Source organism: Pseudomonas sp. NFX183, assembly GCF_047943075.1.
In the GTDB taxonomy this organism is placed as follows: Bacteria; Pseudomonadota; Gammaproteobacteria; order Pseudomonadales; family Pseudomonadaceae; genus Aquipseudomonas.
In genome coordinates this window covers 2,318,161-2,335,195 of sequence record NZ_CP181333.1, presented here as the reverse complement: position 1 = coordinate 2,335,195, position 17,035 = coordinate 2,318,161, and the positions used below count along the sequence as shown (strand labels likewise).

Sequence of the window (17,035 nt, the reverse complement as noted above, 5' to 3'; positions counted from 1 at the left end):
AGGCACAAAAAAACCGACATCGCTGTCGGTTTTTTTGTGGGCGCTCACTATTTGACCAATCGCCAGGTAAAGGGATAGCGATAGGCAATCCCCTTGCTGGCTTTGATTGCGCCAATGATCGTCAGCACCACCGTGGCGATCGCCAGGGCAGTCATCAGGAAAAAGCCAATCACCGCAAAAGCCAGCACGATGCAAACCAGCCAGGCAATGGCCACGGTGATCTGGAAGTTCAAGGCCTCCTTGCCCTGATCATCAATGAACGGGTCCACTTCCTTCTTCATCTGCCACAGGATCAGCGGCCCGACGACACTGCCGAAGGGAAACACAAACCCCAAGAACGCCGCAAGGTGACACAACATCGCGCCCTGACGCACTTCGTAAGGAGGCGTGGGCACAGGCAGTTGGTGGTCACTCATGGCGTTGCTCCTTGCGGCCGTTTCAGTCAGCCAGTGCGGCGTTCTGCAGTTCGAAGATTTCGGTCATGCCTTTCTGGGCCAGGGCCAGCATGGCGTTCAGGTCGGCCGGCTGGAATGGCGCGCCTTCGGCGGTGCCCTGCACTTCGATGAAACCACCGCTGCTGGTCATTACCACGTTCAGGTCGGTCTCGGCAGCCGAGTCTTCCAGGTAGTCCAGGTCCAATACAGGCTCGCCTTGGTACATGCCGACCGACACGGCAGCAATCATCTGCTTGAGCGGGTCGCCTGCTTTCAGGCCGCCACGCTTCTTGATCACTTTCAGCGCATCAACCAAGGCCACCATGGCGCCGGTGATGGAGGCAGTGCGGGTGCCGCCGTCAGCCTGGATCACGTCGCAATCGACGTACAGGGTCACGTCGCCCAGCTTGGACATATCCAGCGCTGCGCGCAGCGAACGGCCGATCAGGCGCTGGATTTCCAGGGTGCGGCCGCCTTGCTTGCCACGGCTGGCCTCACGCTGGTTACGCTCGCCGGTGGCGCGCGGCAGCATGCCGTACTCGGCGGTCAACCAACCCTGACCCTGGCCCTTGAGGAAGCGCGGCACGCCGTTTTCGACGCTGACGGTGCAGATCACCTTGGTATCGCCAAACTCGACCAGTACAGATCCCTCGGCGTGTTTGGTGTAGTTGCGGGTGATGCGGATCGAGCGGAGCTGATCGGCAGCGCGACCACTTGGACGTTTCATAGGGGATACCTGTACGGAGGACGAAAAACTGCCGAGCATTATAGAGCCGCCAGCCGATTCGGGGCACTTCTAAAAAATTCGGTTACGAATGGCGGGCCTGGCGCCCATTGTTTGGGCGCGTTCGCCTCACTGCGCTACAATCCTGCGCCTTCTCAGCCTGTCGGCTTCAATTTACCCATCAGCCCGTATTTGCGGGACTGCATCGCGAGGTACCTCCATGGTTCACAGCATGACCGCCTTCGCCCGCGTCGAAAAAGCCGGCGTCCAAGGCACCCTGAGCTGGGAACTGCGCTCGGTCAACAGCCGTTACCTGGAGCCGCACCTGCGTCTGCCGGAATCCTTCCGCGACCTCGAAGGCGCCGTGCGTGAAGCGCTGCGCCAGGGCATTTCCCGCGGCAAGCTGGAATGCACCCTGCGTTTTACCGAAGAAACCACCGGCAAGCCGCTGCAGATCGACCGCGACCGCGCCGCGCAACTGGTCGCCGCGGCTGAAACCATCGCCGGCCTGATCAAGCAACCCGCCGCACTGAACCCGCTGGAAGTGCTGGCCTGGCCCGGCGTACTGGTGGCCGACGCCACCGACCCGCAGGCCCTTAATGCCGAAGCCCTCGCCCTGTTCAACCAGGGTTTGCAGGAGCTCAAGGCTGGCCGCGAGCGTGAGGGCGCCGAACTGGCGCGCCTGATCAGCGAGCGCCTGAGCGCGATCGAGGAAGACGTGGTCACCCTGCGCGAGTTGGTGCCGCAGATGCTCGCCACCCAGCGCCAGAAGGTTCTGGACCGGTTCACCGACATGAAGGCCGACCTCGACCCGACGCGCCTGGAACAGGAAATGGTGCTGCTGGCGCAGAAAAGTGACGTGGCCGAAGAGCTCGACCGCCTGAGCACCCACATCCTCGAAGTGCGCCGCGTGCTCAAGTCTGCCGGCGCCGCTGGTCGGCGCCTGGACTTCCTGATGCAGGAACTCAACCGCGAAGCCAATACACTGGGCTCCAAAGCGTTTGATCCGCGCAGCACACAAGCTGCGGTCAACCTCAAAGTGTTGATCGAGCAGATGCGCGAACAAGTACAGAATATTGAGTAAGGCAACTTCCATGACCCACAGCACCGGCACCCTTTACATCATTTCCGCCCCTTCGGGCGCGGGCAAGAGCAGCCTGGTCAAGGCTTTGACCGACGCTGACGAGCAGATCCGCATCTCGGTCTCGCACACCACCCGCGCCATGCGCCCGGGCGAAGTGAACGGCGTGCACTACCACTTCGTCGAGCGCACCGAGTTCGTCAAGATGATCGAGCACGGCGACTTCCTGGAGCGCGCCGAAGTGTTCGGCAACCTCTACGGCACCTCGCAAAGCCACCTGCAGCAGACTCTGGACGAAGGCCACGACCTGATCCTGGAAATCGACTGGCAGGGTGCCGAGCAAGTGCGCCAACTGATGCCGAAGGCGCGTTCGATCTTTATCCTGCCGCCGTCGCTCGAAGCCTTGCACCAGCGCCTGACCAACCGTGGCCAGGACAGTGACGAGATCATCGAAGGCCGCATGCGTGAAGCCGTCAGCGAAATGAGCCACTACGTCGACTACGACTACCTGATCATCAATGACGATTTCGCCAGCGCCCTGGACGATTTGAAGGCGATTTTCCGCGCCAATCAGCTCCAGCAAAAACGCCAACAGCAGCGTTTCGGCAAATTACTCGCCGAACTGCTTGGCTGATTGGCCCTTCCCAAAACCGCTGCAAGGGCTTTACATTGGCACTTGTAGCCGTTTTGCGAGGCCGCGGGAAAATCAGCGCTTCCCTAAACGCTGGTGATTTTTTAAACTGTTCAGTCCGCTCGCCCAGCCGGGCAGCGCGCATCTTGCATTCGCTCCGAGGAATACCATGGCCCGCGTAACCGTTGAAGACTGCCTAGAACACGTGGATAACCGCTTTGAGCTGGTCATGCTCTCTACCAAGCGTGCCCGTCAACTGGCCACTGGCGGCAAAGAGCCTCTGGTCCAGTGGGAAAACGACAAGCCTACCGTTGTAGCCCTGCGTGAAATCGCTGAAGGCCTGATGAGCTACGAGTTCATCGCCAACGCTGAAATCGTTGAAGACGAACCGCTGTTTGCAGCGTTCGAGGACGAGTCCAACGAGGCCGTCTAAGCCTATGCCTGGTCGACGTAGCACGGCGCGGGGTCACAGCCAACGGCAGGAGTTAACACTTTGCCGAGCATAGACGCCCTCGCCGATCGCTTATCGACCTACCTCGGCCCAGACCAGGTCAACCTGGTCCGCCGAGCGTATTTCTACGCCGAACAAGCACACGACGGCCAACGCCGCCGCAGTGGTGAGGCGTATGTCACGCATCCTCTTGCCGTGGCCAATATTCTTGCCGACATGCACATGGACCATCAGAGCCTGATGGCGGCGATGCTGCATGACGTGATCGAAGACACCGGCATCGCCAAGGAAGCGCTCAGTGCGCAATTTGGCGAAACCGTGGCCGAACTGGTCGATGGGGTCAGCAAACTGACCCAGATGAACTTCGAAACCAAGGCCGAAGCCCAGGCGGAAAACTTCCAGAAGATGGCCATGGCCATGGCCCGAGACATTCGAGTCATCCTGGTGAAGCTGGCCGACCGGCTGCACAACATGCGCACGCTGGAAGTGCTGTCCGGCGAAAAACGCCGGCGCATCGCCAAGGAAACCCTGGAAATCTATGCGCCCATCGCCAACCGGCTGGGCATGCATGCCATCCGCATCGAATTCGAAGACCTCGGCTTCAAGGCCATGCACCCGATGCGCTCTGCGCGCATCTATCAGGCGGTCAAACGCGCCCGGGGCAACCGCAAGGAAATCGTCAACAAGATCGAAGAGTCGCTGAGCCATTGCCTGGCGATCGACGAGATTGAAGGCGAAGTCAGCGGCCGGCAGAAACACATCTACGGCATCTACAAAAAAATGCGCGGCAAGCGTCGGGCCTTCAACGAGATCATGGACGTGTACGCGTTCCGGATCATCGTCGACAAGGTCGACACCTGCTACCGCGTGCTGGGCGCTGTACATAATTTGTACAAACCCCTGCCAGGCCGCTTCAAGGATTACATCGCCATTCCCAAGGCCAACGGCTATCAGTCGCTGCATACCACGCTGTTCGGTATGCACGGGGTGCCGATCGAGATCCAGATCCGTACGCGGGAAATGGAAGAGATGGCCAACAACGGCATCGCCGCGCATTGGCTGTACAAGTCCAGCGGCGACGAGCAGCCAAAAGGCACGCATGCCCGCGCCCGCCAGTGGGTCAAAGGCGTGCTGGAAATGCAGCAACGTGCCGGCAACTCCCTGGAATTTATCGAAAGCGTGAAGATCGACCTGTTCCCGGACGAGGTCTACGTGTTCACGCCCAAAGGCCGGATCATGGAGCTGCCCAAAGGCTCCACGGCGGTCGACTTTGCCTACGCGGTACACACCGACGTGGGCAACAGCTGCATTGCCTGCCGGATCAACCGTCGTCTCGCGCCGCTGTCCGAGCCGCTGCAAAGCGGCTCCACGGTCGAGATCGTCAGCGCACCCGGCGCGCGCCCGAACCCGGCCTGGCTCAACTTCGTGGTCACCGGTAAAGCGCGCACACACATTCGCCACGCGCTCAAATTGCAACGCCGCTCCGAGTCCATCAGCCTCGGCGAACGCCTGCTGAACAAGGTGCTCAATGGTTTCGACAGCGCCCTGGAGAAAATCCCGGCCGAGCGCGTGCAAGCGATGCTCCACGAGTATCGCCAGGAAACCATCGAAGACCTGCTGGAAGACATCGGCCTGGGCAACCGCATGGCGTATGTGGTCGCCCGGCGCTTGCTCGGCGAAGGCGAACAGCTGCCAAGCCCCGAAGGCCCGCTGGCGATTCGCGGCACGGAAGGCCTGGTGCTCAGCTACGCCAAGTGCTGCACGCCGATCCCGGGCGACCCGATTGTCGGCCACTTGTCGGCTGGTAAAGGCATGGTCGTGCACCTGGACAACTGCCGCAATATCACTGAAATCCGCCACAACCCCGAGAAATGCATTCAGCTCTCGTGGGCCAAGGACGTCACCGGCGAATTCAACGTCGAGCTGCGCGTTGAACTGGAGCATCAGCGCGGCCTGATCGCCCTGCTGGCCAGCAGCGTCAATGCGGCCGACGGCAATATCGAGAAAATCAGCATGGATGAGCGCGATGGCCGCATCAGCGTGGTCCAGCTGGTGGTCAGCGTGCACGACCGCGTGCACCTGGCCCGCGTGATCAAGAAACTGCGCGCCCTGACCGGGGTGATTCGTATCACCCGCATGCGCGCATAGCCGATCTCTTACAAGGAGTCACTCATGACCAAGACTGTTATCACCAGCGACAAAGCCCCTGCTGCCATTGGCACTTACTCCCAGGCGATCAAGGCGGGCAACACTGTCTACATGTCCGGCCAGATTCCACTGGACCCAAAGACCATGGAGCTGGTTGAAGGCTTTGAAGCACAAACCGTCCAGGTCTTCGAAAACCTCAAGTCGGTGGCTGAAGCCGCTGGTGGTTCGTTCAAAGACATCGTCAAGCTGAACATCTTCCTCACTGACCTGAGCCACTTCGCCAAGGTCAACGAGATCATGGGCAAGTACTTCGAACAGCCGTACCCAGCCCGCGCCGCTATCGGCGTTGCCGCCCTGCCAAAGGGCGCACAGGTTGAGATGGACGCGATTCTGGTCATCGAGTAAAACACCCGGCGCAGCCTCCACAGGCTGCGCCGACTTCGTTTCAGAAGGATTTCGTGATGCGCAAAGCGCTTGTAGCCTCTTCGTTGCTCGCCTTATTGCTCGGCGGCTGCGCCAGCAACCCCGCCGACCTGGATGTGAGCGGCACCTGGATCAACCAGGCCGCCATCAACGCGGCAGCCAAGGGCGGTCCTTTGCGTGAAGCGCTGCAAACCTATGGTCCGAACCTCGAATGGGAGGTCAACACCAAGGCTTCGCAGGCGCGTTACTACAACGGTTTTGAAGTCGCCGAAGGCAAGCTGCTCAGTGAAAAACCCGGCGCCTGGAGCGTCGATTTCTACGGCAGCTCCGCCACCGAACTCAAGCGCAAAGGCAAACAACTGCTGCAAGTGGCCAACGACAACGAGCCTGAGCAGCTGTTCGCCCGTGCCAATGACCCAGCCCCCGAAGGCGCGCCACTGGGCGCCAACTTCGAGCGCGCCCTGTATGCCGCCTATATGGGTGGCGACTGGAAGATCACCGACGGGAACGGCGACGGCGCCACGGTGCAGTTCCAGGCTGACGGCAAAGTCGCCGGTTTGCCCGGTGTCGATCGGTACTCGCTGTGCCTGGCGGGTGACTGCGCCTCAATGAGCGGCGGCTACGACAGTATCTGGCTGCAACTCAACGGCCAGGGCAACCCGTGGATCTTCGCGCGCAAGGGCAAGCAGCTGGAAATCTTCCAGGCCGTGAACACTGCGCAGGCCGATGAAGTGCCTTCGTTTACGCCGGGGCCACGGCAGTGGTTGTTGGAAAAACAGTGATACAGAACAAAGGAGCCCACCGGCTCCTTTTTCTTTAGTCTGCGCCATGGTTTTTTCACCGGCAGACGGGCCACTCCATGCACACGCTACTCCTCATCAGCCTGATCCTGCTGGGCGGCTGCACACACATGCAGCAGCAAACCGCGGACATCAGCGGGCTATGGATCAACCAGGCCGCCATCGATACCGCCGCCCAGGGGCGGCCGCTGCTTAAAGCCCTGGACGCCAACGGCATGAACCTGGAATGGAACATCGACACCCGTATCGGCAAAGCGCAATTGAGCACTGCGTTCGAGGTGGGTGAAGGCCAGCTGCTGCCGAAAGCGCCTGGCATTTGGTCGGTGGATTACAACGGCCATGGCAGCGACGAATTGCAATTGAACGGCGAGCAACTGGTCCAACAGACCAGCAAGATTCACGCAGGCCAAACGTTTAGCCGCCCCACCCAACCCGCTGCCGCAGGTGCCAAGTGGGGCACAACGTTCAGGCAAGCCCTGAACTCAGCCTACATGGGCGGTCAGTGGAAAATTATTGAAGGCCAAGGCACAGGCAACCTTGTGAGGTTCAGCGCCGACGGCGGCGTGTCCGGCCTGGGCAATAATGACCACTACGAACTGTGCCTGGGAGGCGATTGCGCCACTCAAGGTGCCGGCAATGACGTCGTCTATCTGGGTAAAGATGCTGTCGGCGAGGACTGGATTTTCGTGCGCTACGGCAAACAGTTGGAAATTCTGCAGGCGATCAACCTTTCCCAGCCAGACGAAATCCCCCAGCTCAGCCCAGGGCCACGCCAATGGCTGCTGGAAAAGCAGTAACAAAAAAGGAGCCTCACGGCTCCTTTTTCACATCTAGCACTTACCTTCAAGGATCGCCGCATACCCTTCGCGATAAGTCGGGTAGGTCGGCACCCAACCCAACGCCTTGGCTCGGGCATTGCTGCATCGCTTGCTGCCGGCGCGGCGCACACTGGCGTCGTCAGCCCATTCGGTCACGCCCAGGTAGTCGCGCAACCAACCCACCACTTCTGCCAAGGGCGCGGGCGCATCGTCAACGCCGATGTAAATGCTATCCAGCGAACCGCCCTGCTCCACATGCCGCAGCAGGAAGGCCAGCAATCCGGCAGCGTCATCCGCGTGAATCCGGTTGCCATATAAAGGTGGATCAACCGCCACGCGATAGCCTTGGCGCACTTGGGTCAGCAGCCATTCACGGCCGGGCCCATAGATACCGGTCAACCGCACAATGCTCGCCGGAATGCCACTATTGAGCGCCACTTGCTCAGCTTCCAGCATGACTTGGCCGGAATACCCCTTCGCTTGAGTGTCGGACGTTTCGTCGACCCACTCACCCTTCTGCTGGCCGTACACACTGCTGCTCGACACAAACAGCAAATGCTTGGGCTCCTGGCCGTAGTCGTTCAGCCACTCCAACACATGCTGCAACCCTTGCACGTACGCCGCGCGATAGCCGGCCTCATCGTGGTCGGTGGCAGCGGCGCAATACACCAGGTAATCCACTGCGCCGATTGGCCAAGTGTCAGGGCAATCCTTTTTGAACAGGTCACCGGCGATGCCGATGACACCCTCTGGAAGGCGTGAAATATCACGTCGCAGGCCATGAACCTCCCATTCCGAGGCCAGCAATTGGCTAGCCAGCCGACTACCCACATCGCCGCAACCGGCAATCACAACAGAAGGCGCAGACATCACAAAACTCCATTCTTAAAGGCGCAGATTAGCCGCCGAAGATGACCAGCGGCCAGTAAAAGGACAAATTAAGTAACTGTATTACTTTTGTTAACAAGAATTACTTGCAATAATAACCGCCCATTTGTCCTCGACCCATCAGGGTCTGGCAGGACGATCACTCATTTTTTCTCTCAGGTCCGGCCAGCATGACACGTAATACAAACCCCGCTTCGCCAACCAAGCCTCTCAGCCCATCTCGCGCCTGGCGTGCGATTGCTGCGCTGCTGTTCAGCGTTCTGCTGGCACCGACCGCCGCATTCGCTGACGCGACCGCCCCAGCCACTCCGGCCGCGGCCCAGCAGAATGCAGCCACGCCGGCAGCACCTGCCGCAGCACCTGTGGCCACCGACCCGGCCCAGGCCGCAGCCCCTGCGCCTGCCGACGACTCCGGTGTTGTACTGGAAGAAGACAACAGCCTGGGCATGGCCCATGACCTGTCCCCGTGGGGCATGTACCAGAACGCTGACGTGGTGGTAAAAGCCGTCATGATCGGCCTGGCCATCGCCTCGATCATTACCTGGACCATCTGGATCGCCAAGGGCTTCGAGCTGCTGGGCGCCAAGCGTCGTCTGCGCACTGAAATCGTCCACCTGAAAAAAGCCACCACCCTCAAGGAAGCCAGCGACACCGCTACCAAAAAGGGCACCCTGGCCAACCTGCTGGTCCACGACGCGCTGGAAGAAATGCGCCTGTCGGTCAACACCCGCGAAAAAGAAGGCATCAAGGAACGCGTCAGCTTCCGCCTCGAGCGCCTGGTGGCGGCCTGCGGTCGTAACATGAGCAGCGGCACCGGCGTGCTGGCCACTATCGGTTCCACCGCACCGTTCGTCGGTCTGTTCGGTACCGTGTGGGGCATCATGAACAGCTTCATCGGCATCGCCAAAACCCAGACCACCAACCTCGCCGTCGTTGCCCCAGGCATCGCCGAAGCCCTGCTGGCAACCGCATTGGGCCTGGTTGCCGCAATTCCTGCAGTGGTGATCTACAACGTCTTCGCCCGTTCGATTGCCGGCTACAAGGCTCAGGTATCGGACGCGTCGGCAGAAGTCCTGCTGCTGGTCAGCCGCGACCTCGATCACGCCCCTACCGAGCGCAGCTCGCAACCGCACATGGTGAAAGTGGGGTAATCGGCCATGGGCCTGCATTTGAATCAAGGCGACGATGAACTCGTCGAGAACCACGAAATCAACGTCACGCCGTTTATTGACGTGATGCTGGTGCTGCTGATCATCTTCATGGTGGCGGCACCGTTGGCCACCGTGGACATCAAGGTCGATCTGCCGGCCTCCAGCGCCAAGCCTGCGCCGCGTCCGGAGAAGCCGATCTTCCTCAGCGTCAAGGCGGACCAACGCCTGTTCCTGGGCGAAGAAGAAGTCAAAGCTGAAACCCTGGGCCCGGTGCTCGACGCCAAGACCCAAGGCAAGAAAGACACGACGATCTTCTTCCAGGCCGACAAGGGCGTGGACTACGGCGACCTGATGAGCGTGATGGATGCCCTGCGGGCAGCCGGCTACCTCAAGGTAGGCCTGGTCGGACTTGAGACGGCAGCCAAGAAATGATCACGACGCGCCACAAACTGACGCGTTATGGCACCAGCCTCGCCATCGTGCTGGGCGTGCATGCCGTCGCGATCATCATCGCGCTTCAATGGTCCGCGCCGCATCAGGTGACGCTGCCACCGGCCGCCATGGTCATCGACCTGGCGCCGATGCCGGCACCACCGCCTCCCGCGCCGCCAAAGGTGGTCACGCCGCCACAGCCGCCGGCTCCAGTGGAAGAGCTGCCTTTGCCGAAAATGGCCGAGGCGCCCAAGCCAACGATCCAGGTGCCCAAGCCGGTCAAGCCCAAGCCCAAACCCCAGCCGCCCAAGCCTGTGGAGAAAAAGCCCGAGCCGCCCAAGGAGAAGCCTTCCGAAGAGCCGCCGAGCGAAACCCCACCGACCAATGCGCCGGCTGAAAAATCCGCTCAACCCGTGCCCGGCCCGTCGCCAGCCCAGGTAGCAGCAAAAGCGTCCTGGGAAGGCACCCTGCTGGCGCACTTGCAGAAGTACAAGAAATACCCGCCAGGCGCTCAACAGCGTGGCAAAGAGGGGCTTAACCGCCTGCGCTTCGTGGTCGATGCCGAAGGCAATGTGCTGTCCTACGAGTTGGTGGGCCGCTCCGGCAACGCCGACCTGGACCGCGCGACCCTGGACATGATTCGTCGTGCCCAGCCATTGCCCAAGCCACCGGCCGACATGTTGAAAGGCGGCAGCGTCGAGATCGTCGCGCCGTTTGTTTACAACATCGAGAAGCGTCGCCGCTAAGGATTGCGAAGCGGGCCAATGTGGGAGCGGGCTTGCTCGCGAAAGCGCAGTGTCAGTCGATACATTCGTCACTGACACCGCACATTCGCGAGCCAGTGCGCTCCCACATTTTGTTTGTTGCCGCTAAAAATCCATTTTTCAGTTAAATCCGAGCCACTCCCCGCTCAATCCCCAGCAAAGTTCTGATAACGTGCGTCTATCGATTGCAGCCGGTATGCTTGGCTCGCAACCTCATGGACGCCCGCTATGACTCTTACAGAATTACGCTACATCGTGACCCTCGCCCAAGAGCAGCACTTCGGCCACGCGGCCGAGCGTTGCCATGTCAGCCAGCCGACGCTGTCGGTGGGTGTGAAAAAGCTTGAAGACGAACTCGGTGTGCTGATTTTCGAGCGCAGCAAGAGCGCTGTACGCCTCACGCCAGTGGGCGAAGGCATTGTCGCCCAGGCCCAAAAGGTGCTGGAACAAGCCCAAAGCATTCGCGAGCTGGCCCAGGCCGGCAAAAACCAGCTGACTGCACCGCTGAAAGTCGGCGCCATCTACACCGTTGGCCCGTACCTGTTCCCGCATTTGATTCCGCAACTGCACCGCGTCGCGCCGCAGATGCCGCTGTATATCGAAGAAAACTTCACCCACGTGCTGCGCGACAAACTGCGCAACGGCGAGCTGGACGCGATCATCATCGCCCTGCCGTTCAACGAAGCGGACGTGTTGACCTTGCCGCTCTACGACGAGCCGTTCTACGTGTTGATGCCGGCCTCCCACCCGTGGACGCAAAAAGACACCATCGACGCCGGCCTGCTCAACGACAAGAGCCTGTTGCTGCTCGGCGAAGGCCACTGCTTCCGCGACCAGGTACTCGAAGCCTGCCCGACCCTGACCAAAGGCAACGACGGCGCCAAGCACACCACCGTGGAATCCAGCTCGCTGGAAACCATCCGCCACATGGTCGCGTCCGGCCTAGGCATTTCGATCTTGCCGCTCTCAGCAGTGGACAGTCATCACTACGCCCCCGGTGTGATCGAAGTGCGCCCACTCACGCCGCCGGTGCCATTCCGCACCGTGGCGATCGCCTGGCGCGCCAGCTTCCCACGCCCGAAAGCCATTGAGATCCTCGCCGACTCGATCCGTCTGTGCTCGGTGGCCAAGCCGCCTGCTGCGAGCTAAGCCTGGGTATGACTGAGCTGTCGCACGTGTCGGTCACCGCACTCAAGGGTGTTGGTGAAGCCATGGCCGAGAAATTGGCCAAGGTCGGCCTGGAGAACCTCCAGGACGTGCTGTTCCACTTGCCCCTGCGTTATCAGGACCGCACGCGCGTCGTGCCTATCGGCCATTTGCGCCCAGGGCAGGACGCGGTGGTCGAAGGCACCGTCAGTGGCGCGGATGTGGTGATGGGCAAGCGCCGCAGCCTGGTCGTACGCCTGCAGGACGGTACTGGTGGCCTCAGCCTGCGCTTCTACCATTTCAGCAACGCCCAGAAGGAAGGCCTCAAGCGCGGTACCCGCGTGCGTTGCTACGGCGAGGCACGGCCTGGCGCGTCGGGCCTGGAAATTTACCACCCCGAATACCGCGCCATTACCGGCGACGAACCGCCGCCGGTGGATACCACCCTCACGCCGATCTACCCGCTGACCGAAGGCCTGACCCAACAACGCCTGCGCCAACTGTGCATGCAGACCCTGACCATGCTCGGCCCCAAAAGCCTGCCTGACTGGCTGCCGGTGGAACTGGCCCGCGATTACCAACTGGCGCCGCTGGACGATGCCATCCGCTATCTGCACCACCCGCCCGCCGATGCCGATGTCGACGAGCTGGCCCTGGGTCATCACTGGGCGCAACATCGCCTGGCCTTTGAAGAGCTGCTGACTCACCAGCTGTCCCAGCAGCGCCTGCGCGAAAGCATGCGCTCCCTGCGCGCGCCAGCGATGCCCAAGGCCACGCGCTTGCCTGCGCAATACCTGGCGAACCTGGGCTTCGCGCCAACCGGGGCCCAGCAACGGGTTGGCAATGAAATCGCCTACGACCTCAGTCAGAAAGAACCGATGCTGCGCCTGATCCAGGGTGACGTGGGCGCTGGCAAGACCGTGGTCGCCGCCCTCGCCGCCTTGCAGGCACTGGAAGCTGGTTACCAAGTGGCGCTGATGGCGCCCACCGAGATTCTCGCCGAGCAGCACTTCATAACCTTCAAGCGCTGGCTCGAGCCGCTGGGCCTGGAAGTGGCGTGGCTGGCCGGCAAACTCAAGGGCAAAGTGCGCGCGGCGGCGCTGGAACAGATCGCCAATGGCGCACCGATGGTGGTGGGTACCCATGCGCTGTTCCAGGACGAAGTGAAGTTCAAAAACCTTGCGCTGGTGATCATCGACGAACAGCACCGCTTCGGCGTGCAGCAGCGCCTGGCCCTGCGCCAAAAAGGCGTGGGCGGGCGCATGAGTCCGCACCAGTTGATCATGACCGCAACACCGATCCCACGCACCCTGGCCATGAGCGCCTACGCCGACCTCGACACCTCGATCCTCGACGAACTGCCGCCCGGCCGTACCCCGGTCAATACCGTGCTGGTCACCGACACCCGCCGCGTGGAAGTGATCGAGCGCGTACGCGGTGCCTGCGCCGAAGGCCGTCAGGCGTACTGGGTATGCACGCTGATCGAAGAGTCCGAGGAGCTGACCTGCCAGGCCGCCGAAACCACCTATGAAGACCTCACCAGTGCCCTGGGCGAACTCAAGGTCGGGCTGATCCACGGCCGCATGAAGCCTGCGGAAAAAGCTGCGGTGATGGCCGAATTCAAAGCGGGCAACCTGCAATTGCTGGTGGCCACCACGGTGATCGAAGTGGGTGTGGACGTGCCCAACGCCAGCTTGATGATCATCGAAAACCCCGAGCGCCTGGGCCTGGCCCAATTGCACCAATTACGCGGCCGCGTCGGACGGGGCAGCGCTGCCAGCCATTGCGTGCTGCTCTACCATCCACCGTTGTCACAGATCGGTCGTCAGCGCCTGGGCATCATGCGCGAAACCAACGACGGCTTTGTCATCGCCGAAAAAGACCTCGAGCTGCGTGGCCCCGGTGAAATGCTCGGCACCCGCCAGACCGGCCTGCTGCAATTCAAGGTCGCCGACCTGATGCGCGACGCTGACCTGCTACCCGCCGTGCGTGATGCGGCGCAAGCGCTGCTCGAACGCTGGCCGGATCACGTCAGCCCGTTGCTTGATCGCTGGCTACGGCATGGGCAGCAATACGGCCAAGTGTGACGCCTGACTCACTTATCCAACCAACAGTTGTATCAAGCTGGTTATACTTCGGTGACTGTAAGAAATTGGATCAGGCCATGTCAGAAGTAGCCCTCGCCACAGCCCCACTGACCGCCCCGCCGGTCATTCGGGCTCTGCTCGCAAAGCTCGCCATTCCTTATACGGAAGTCGCCGAACAGGCTGGCCTGAATCCCGCGCAAAAGGTCCAGGCGGTCTTACTGGAAGATGCCGTTGGCGCCCTCATGGTGCTGTTCCCGCAGAGCCAGTTGCTCGACCTCAACCGACTTGCCGAACTCACCGGCCGCCGCCTTACCGCGGTGTCGCCGGATCGCATCGAGCGCATGTTGGCCAAGCATGAGTTGAGCCTGCTGCCAGGCCTGCCGGCCCTGACCAGTTCGCCCTGCCTGTACGAAGGCAGCCTGCTGAGCGAGCCGAGCCTGCTGGTGCATTCGGGCGAAGCCGGGCTGTTGCTGGAAATCGCCAGCAGCGACTTCAAGACTATGCTCACCAAAGCCAGCGCCGGGCAGTTCGGCGAGCCGTTGAGCAACATTCGCCCGAACCTCGACCGCCCCAATGATGACCGCGAGGAAATCACTCAGGCGATGCAGGCGTTCACCGCCCGCCGTATCCAGCAACGCCTGGAAGCGACCATCGAAATTCCACCGCTGGCCGATACTGCGCAGAAGATCATCAAGCTGCGCGTCGACCCCAATGCCACCATCGATGACATCACTGGCGTAGTGGAAACCGACCCGGCCCTGGCCGCCCAAGTGGTGAGCTGGGCCGCGTCGCCGTACTACGCCTCGCCAGGCAAAATTCGTTCAGTTGAAGACGCCATCGTGCGCGTGCTGGGCTTTGATCTGGTGATCAACCTGGCGTTGGGCCTGGCCCTGGGTAAAACCTTGAGCCTGCCCAAAGACCACCCGCACCAGTCCACGCCGTACTGGCACCAGTCGATCTACACCGCCGCCGTGATCGAAGGCCTGACCCGTGCCATGCCACGCGCCCAGCGCCCGGAAGCCGGCCTGACCTACCTCGCCGGTCTGCTGCATAACTTCGGTTATCTGCTGCTGGCCCACGTGTTTCCGCCGCACTTCTCGCTGATCTGCCGTCACTTGGAGGTCAACCCGCACCTGTGCCACAGCTATGTCGAGCAACACTTGCTGGGCATCAGCCGCGAGCAGATCGGTGCCTGGCTGATGCGCTACTGGGACATGCCGGACGAACTGTCCACCGCCCTGCGCTTCCAGCACGACCCCACCTACGACGGGCAATATGCCGAATACCCGAACCTGGTGTGCCTGGCGGTGCGCTTGTTGCGCAGCCGTGGCATTGGCTCCGGGCCGGATGAGGCGATTCCGGATGCGCTGCTTGAGCGTTTGGGCTTGAGCCGTGACAAGGCCGAGGAAGTGGTCGGCAAAGTACTGGATGCCGAGGTGCTGTTGCGTGAGCTGGCATCGCAGTTCAGCCAGGGTTAACTGCTTCGCCTGAAAAACCGCTATCGCCGGCAAGCCAGCTCCCACATTCGACCGAGTTCCACCTTTGGAATGCAGTCATATATGGGAGCTGGCTTGCCGGCGATGAACTCAACTCGGTCGAACTGAAAGACTTACTTCTTTTTCTTCGGCTTCAAATACTTGGTCAGCCCCTGGAACCAGATCACCAGCGCCGGGTTGCCCTTGATCTGGATCGACTTGTCCTGAATCCCCGTCATGAACGCCAGTTGCTTGTTCTTCGCCTGCATCGTGGCGAAGCCGTAGGCGGCATCTTTGAAGGCGATAGCAAACGCAGGCTGCGGGTGAACCCCTGAGCGGCTGGTGATGCGCTGGTCTTTAACGATGAAGTGACGGGCAACTTTGCCGTCGAGGGTCTGCAACTGGAACGCCAGGTCTTTGTCACCCAGCTGTTGCTGGAAAGCAGGATTGGTGCGGCTGGCTTTGCCCATCATCAGGCCAAGCACCCACAGCAGAAGACGAAATTTCATGCACACGGCCTCGGTATCATTATTAAGTGGCCGAAGCAGTGTAACGATTTGTTGGAGGAACGCCACCGATCTCGCGCTTTAGCGGGAGATCGGCTGGCGTTTAACGCTTATAGCAACATGTTACTTAAACGTTAGGGCAAGGCACCGGCGCCCAGTCGGCCAGGTTTGGATCGCGGCAAGTGCCTTCGATCTGCGCTTTACCGGCGCTGGCGACCTGCTTGCTTTCAGCTTGCTTGGTCTGCGCGGTCTGGATGGTTTTTTCGGTGGCGACCGCTTCTTTCGGCACGGTCGGCAGCGCTGCCTTTTTCGCCGGCTTGACGGCTTTTTTGCCTTTGGCCGGCGTCACCACCGGCGTGGTATCAGCGGTGGCCACGGTCACTACGTCGGCACGCTGCACACCCACTTGTTGCAGGTCTTGCTCGTACGCCTGGGTGTAGTTGTTCAGGTCTTCACTGGCTTTGCCATTGACCGCGACGATCAGGTCATTGGACTCCTTGAGGCCGGAAACGATTTCCGCCAGGCGCTTGCGGCCTTCGGTGTCGTTGACGGTCTTGGCTTTACGATCAGCCACCAGCTTGGTGAATGCGCTCTGGTAGCACTGCTGCGACGCCTTGGCGTATGCGGTGCTGCGGTCGATGTCCGAGGCGCTTTTGTTGACGTCAGCCGCGTAGGACGCAATGCGCTGGTTGTCATCGCTGATCTGCTTCTGACGCTCGGTGTAGTAACCCGCCGCGCCACCCGCCAGGGCACCGCCCGCGGCACCGATGGCAGCGTTACGGCCGCGCTTGTCGGAGTCGCCGGTCAGCGCGCCCAGCAGAGCACCGCCGGCAGCGCCGATGGCCGCACCGGTAACAACCGACTTGGTCATGTCCGAGTCGGTCGCGCGCAGGTGCTGCACTGGCTCGTAGCAGTTCGGGTAGTACTCGACCTTGGTGCTCGACGCGACCTTGGACGCCGGCGACGTGGCGCAGCCAGTCAACACGGTGCTGAAACCAGCCGCGATCAGCAGCAAGTGACGCTTGGAAACCGCCTTACGGGAAAAAAGCATAGGTGTGTTCTCTGTTAAGTTTGAC

Annotated in this window: 18 protein-coding genes; 13 read left to right on the top strand and 5 right to left on the bottom strand. The window is 61.2% G+C overall.

Going from position 1 to position 17,035, the window contains the following annotated elements:
• Nucleotides 1–47: 47 nt before the first annotated feature.
• Both ACM530_RS10685 and rph read right to left on the bottom strand, forming a co-directional pair.
• Nucleotides 48–416, bottom strand: a complete 369-nt coding sequence (locus ACM530_RS10685) for a DUF4870 domain-containing protein (protein ID WP_145158149.1) — start codon at nt 414–416, stop codon at nt 48–50.
• 22 nt (nt 417–438) lie between these two features.
• On the bottom strand, nt 439–1,161 hold the full coding sequence (gene rph, locus ACM530_RS10680; RefSeq protein WP_106575860.1) for a ribonuclease PH: 723 nt from the start codon (nt 1,159–1,161) through the stop codon (nt 439–441).
• A gap of 217 nt (nt 1,162–1,378) precedes the next feature.
• Between rph and ACM530_RS10675 the strand changes: the two genes are divergently transcribed.
• The 7 genes from ACM530_RS10675 to ACM530_RS10645 all read left to right on the top strand — a co-directional run bounded on the left by ACM530_RS10675 (nt 1,379) and on the right by ACM530_RS10645 (nt 7,489).
• Nucleotides 1,379–2,242, top strand: coding sequence for a YicC/YloC family endoribonuclease (locus tag ACM530_RS10675; RefSeq protein WP_416364745.1), 864 nt, complete (start codon nt 1,379–1,381; stop codon nt 2,240–2,242).
• Nucleotides 2,243–2,252: 10 nt separating this feature from the next.
• A complete protein-coding gene (gene gmk / locus ACM530_RS10670; RefSeq protein ID WP_106575862.1) occupies nt 2,253–2,873 on the top strand; it encodes a guanylate kinase in 621 nt (206 codons plus the stop codon).
• Nucleotides 2,874–3,039: 166 nt separating this feature from the next.
• Entirely contained in the window at nt 3,040–3,303 is a 264-nt protein-coding gene (gene rpoZ / locus ACM530_RS10665; protein ID WP_003176920.1) for a DNA-directed RNA polymerase subunit omega, read from the top strand.
• Between the two features lie 60 nt (nt 3,304–3,363).
• On the top strand, nt 3,364–5,469 hold the full coding sequence (spoT, locus tag ACM530_RS10660; protein ID WP_083356111.1) for a bifunctional GTP diphosphokinase/guanosine-3',5'-bis pyrophosphate 3'-pyrophosphohydrolase: 2,106 nt from the start codon (nt 3,364–3,366) through the stop codon (nt 5,467–5,469).
• A 24-nt stretch (nt 5,470–5,493) separates the two neighbouring features.
• Nucleotides 5,494–5,874: a RidA family protein gene (locus ACM530_RS10655; RefSeq protein WP_003176922.1), complete on the top strand. Its 381-nt coding sequence runs from the start codon at nt 5,494–5,496 to the stop codon at nt 5,872–5,874.
• A gap of 56 nt (nt 5,875–5,930) precedes the next feature.
• On the top strand, nt 5,931–6,674 hold the full coding sequence (locus ACM530_RS10650) for a hypothetical protein (protein ID WP_124418757.1): 744 nt from the start codon (nt 5,931–5,933) through the stop codon (nt 6,672–6,674).
• A gap of 77 nt (nt 6,675–6,751) precedes the next feature.
• Nucleotides 6,752–7,489, top strand: coding sequence for a hypothetical protein (locus ACM530_RS10645; RefSeq protein ID WP_416364744.1), 738 nt, complete (start codon nt 6,752–6,754; stop codon nt 7,487–7,489).
• Nucleotides 7,490–7,522: 33 nt separating this feature from the next.
• On the opposite strand, the gene ACM530_RS10640 is transcribed toward ACM530_RS10645, so the two are convergent.
• Nucleotides 7,523–8,380, bottom strand: coding sequence for an SDR family oxidoreductase (locus ACM530_RS10640; RefSeq protein ID WP_416364743.1), 858 nt, complete (start codon nt 8,378–8,380; stop codon nt 7,523–7,525).
• Between the two features lie 188 nt (nt 8,381–8,568).
• Here ACM530_RS10640 and exbB point away from each other — a divergent pair, with 188 nt between their 5' ends.
• From exbB to ACM530_RS10610, 6 genes are all read left to right on the top strand, one after another.
• Nucleotides 8,569–9,549 carry a tonB-system energizer ExbB gene (gene exbB, locus ACM530_RS10635; protein WP_242199566.1) on the top strand — a complete coding sequence of 327 codons (981 nt, stop codon included), beginning with the start codon at nt 8,569–8,571 and terminating at the stop codon, nt 9,547–9,549.
• Between the two features lie 6 nt (nt 9,550–9,555).
• Nucleotides 9,556–9,981 (top strand): TonB system transport protein ExbD, encoded by a 426-nt coding sequence (gene exbD / locus ACM530_RS10630; protein ID WP_003195519.1) that lies wholly within the window; start codon nt 9,556–9,558, stop codon nt 9,979–9,981.
• Nucleotides 9,978–10,727, top strand: a complete 750-nt coding sequence (locus ACM530_RS10625; RefSeq protein WP_416364742.1) for an energy transducer TonB family protein — start codon at nt 9,978–9,980, stop codon at nt 10,725–10,727. Before exbD ends, ACM530_RS10625 begins: the two co-directional genes overlap by 4 nt.
• 246 nt (nt 10,728–10,973) lie before the next feature.
• Nucleotides 10,974–11,894, top strand: coding sequence for a hydrogen peroxide-inducible genes activator (locus tag ACM530_RS10620; protein ID WP_015886540.1), 921 nt, complete (start codon nt 10,974–10,976; stop codon nt 11,892–11,894).
• Nucleotides 11,895–11,902: 8 nt separating this feature from the next.
• Entirely contained in the window at nt 11,903–13,978 is a 2,076-nt protein-coding gene (gene recG / locus ACM530_RS10615; protein ID WP_119737210.1) for an ATP-dependent DNA helicase RecG, read from the top strand.
• Between the two features lie 77 nt (nt 13,979–14,055).
• Nucleotides 14,056–15,456: an aminoacyl-tRNA deacylase and HDOD domain-containing protein gene (locus tag ACM530_RS10610; protein ID WP_119737208.1), complete on the top strand. Its 1,401-nt coding sequence runs from the start codon at nt 14,056–14,058 to the stop codon at nt 15,454–15,456.
• 131 nt (nt 15,457–15,587) lie between these two features.
• Here the strand turns inward: ACM530_RS10610 and ACM530_RS10605 are convergent, their stop codons facing one another.
• A complete protein-coding gene (locus ACM530_RS10605) occupies nt 15,588–15,962 on the bottom strand; it encodes a helicase (RefSeq protein WP_106575870.1) in 375 nt (124 codons plus the stop codon).
• A gap of 124 nt (nt 15,963–16,086) precedes the next feature.
• Complete coding sequence (tagQ, locus tag ACM530_RS10600; RefSeq protein WP_106575871.1) at nt 16,087–17,010, bottom strand: type VI secretion system-associated lipoprotein TagQ; 924 nt, start codon at nt 17,008–17,010, stop codon at nt 16,087–16,089.
• Nucleotides 17,011–17,035: the final 25 nt, after the last annotated feature.

Bases quoted from the DNA above. Each gene is read 5' to 3' on its own strand.
- ACM530_RS10655 (WP_003176922.1), top strand. From the start codon at position 5,494: ATGACCAAGACTGTTATCACCAGCGACAAAGCCCCTGCTGCCATTGGC.
- ACM530_RS10620 (WP_015886540.1), top strand. From the start codon at position 10,974: ATGACTCTTACAGAATTACGCTACATCGTGACCCTCGCCCAAGAGCAG.
- exbD (WP_003195519.1), top strand. From the start codon at position 9,556: ATGGGCCTGCATTTGAATCAAGGCGACGATGAACTCGTCGAGAACCAC.
- ACM530_RS10650 (WP_124418757.1), top strand. From the start codon at position 5,931: ATGCGCAAAGCGCTTGTAGCCTCTTCGTTGCTCGCCTTATTGCTCGGC.
- gmk (WP_106575862.1), top strand. From the start codon at position 2,253: ATGACCCACAGCACCGGCACCCTTTACATCATTTCCGCCCCTTCGGGC.
- ACM530_RS10640 (WP_416364743.1), bottom strand. From the start codon at position 8,380: ATGTCTGCGCCTTCTGTTGTGATTGCCGGTTGCGGCGATGTGGGTAGT.
- ACM530_RS10605 (WP_106575870.1), bottom strand. From the start codon at position 15,962: ATGAAATTTCGTCTTCTGCTGTGGGTGCTTGGCCTGATGATGGGCAAA.
- ACM530_RS10685 (WP_145158149.1), bottom strand. From the start codon at position 416: ATGAGTGACCACCAACTGCCTGTGCCCACGCCTCCTTACGAAGTGCGT.
- ACM530_RS10625 (WP_416364742.1), top strand. From the start codon at position 9,978: ATGATCACGACGCGCCACAAACTGACGCGTTATGGCACCAGCCTCGCC.
- recG (WP_119737210.1), top strand. From the start codon at position 11,903: ATGACTGAGCTGTCGCACGTGTCGGTCACCGCACTCAAGGGTGTTGGT.
- ACM530_RS10645 (WP_416364744.1), top strand. From the start codon at position 6,752: ATGCACACGCTACTCCTCATCAGCCTGATCCTGCTGGGCGGCTGCACA.
- tagQ (WP_106575871.1), bottom strand. From the start codon at position 17,010: ATGCTTTTTTCCCGTAAGGCGGTTTCCAAGCGTCACTTGCTGCTGATC.
- rpoZ (WP_003176920.1), top strand. From the start codon at position 3,040: ATGGCCCGCGTAACCGTTGAAGACTGCCTAGAACACGTGGATAACCGC.
- rph (WP_106575860.1), bottom strand. From the start codon at position 1,161: ATGAAACGTCCAAGTGGTCGCGCTGCCGATCAGCTCCGCTCGATCCGC.
- ACM530_RS10610 (WP_119737208.1), top strand. From the start codon at position 14,056: ATGTCAGAAGTAGCCCTCGCCACAGCCCCACTGACCGCCCCGCCGGTC.
- ACM530_RS10675 (WP_416364745.1), top strand. From the start codon at position 1,379: ATGGTTCACAGCATGACCGCCTTCGCCCGCGTCGAAAAAGCCGGCGTC.
- exbB (WP_242199566.1), top strand. From the start codon at position 8,569: ATGACACGTAATACAAACCCCGCTTCGCCAACCAAGCCTCTCAGCCCA.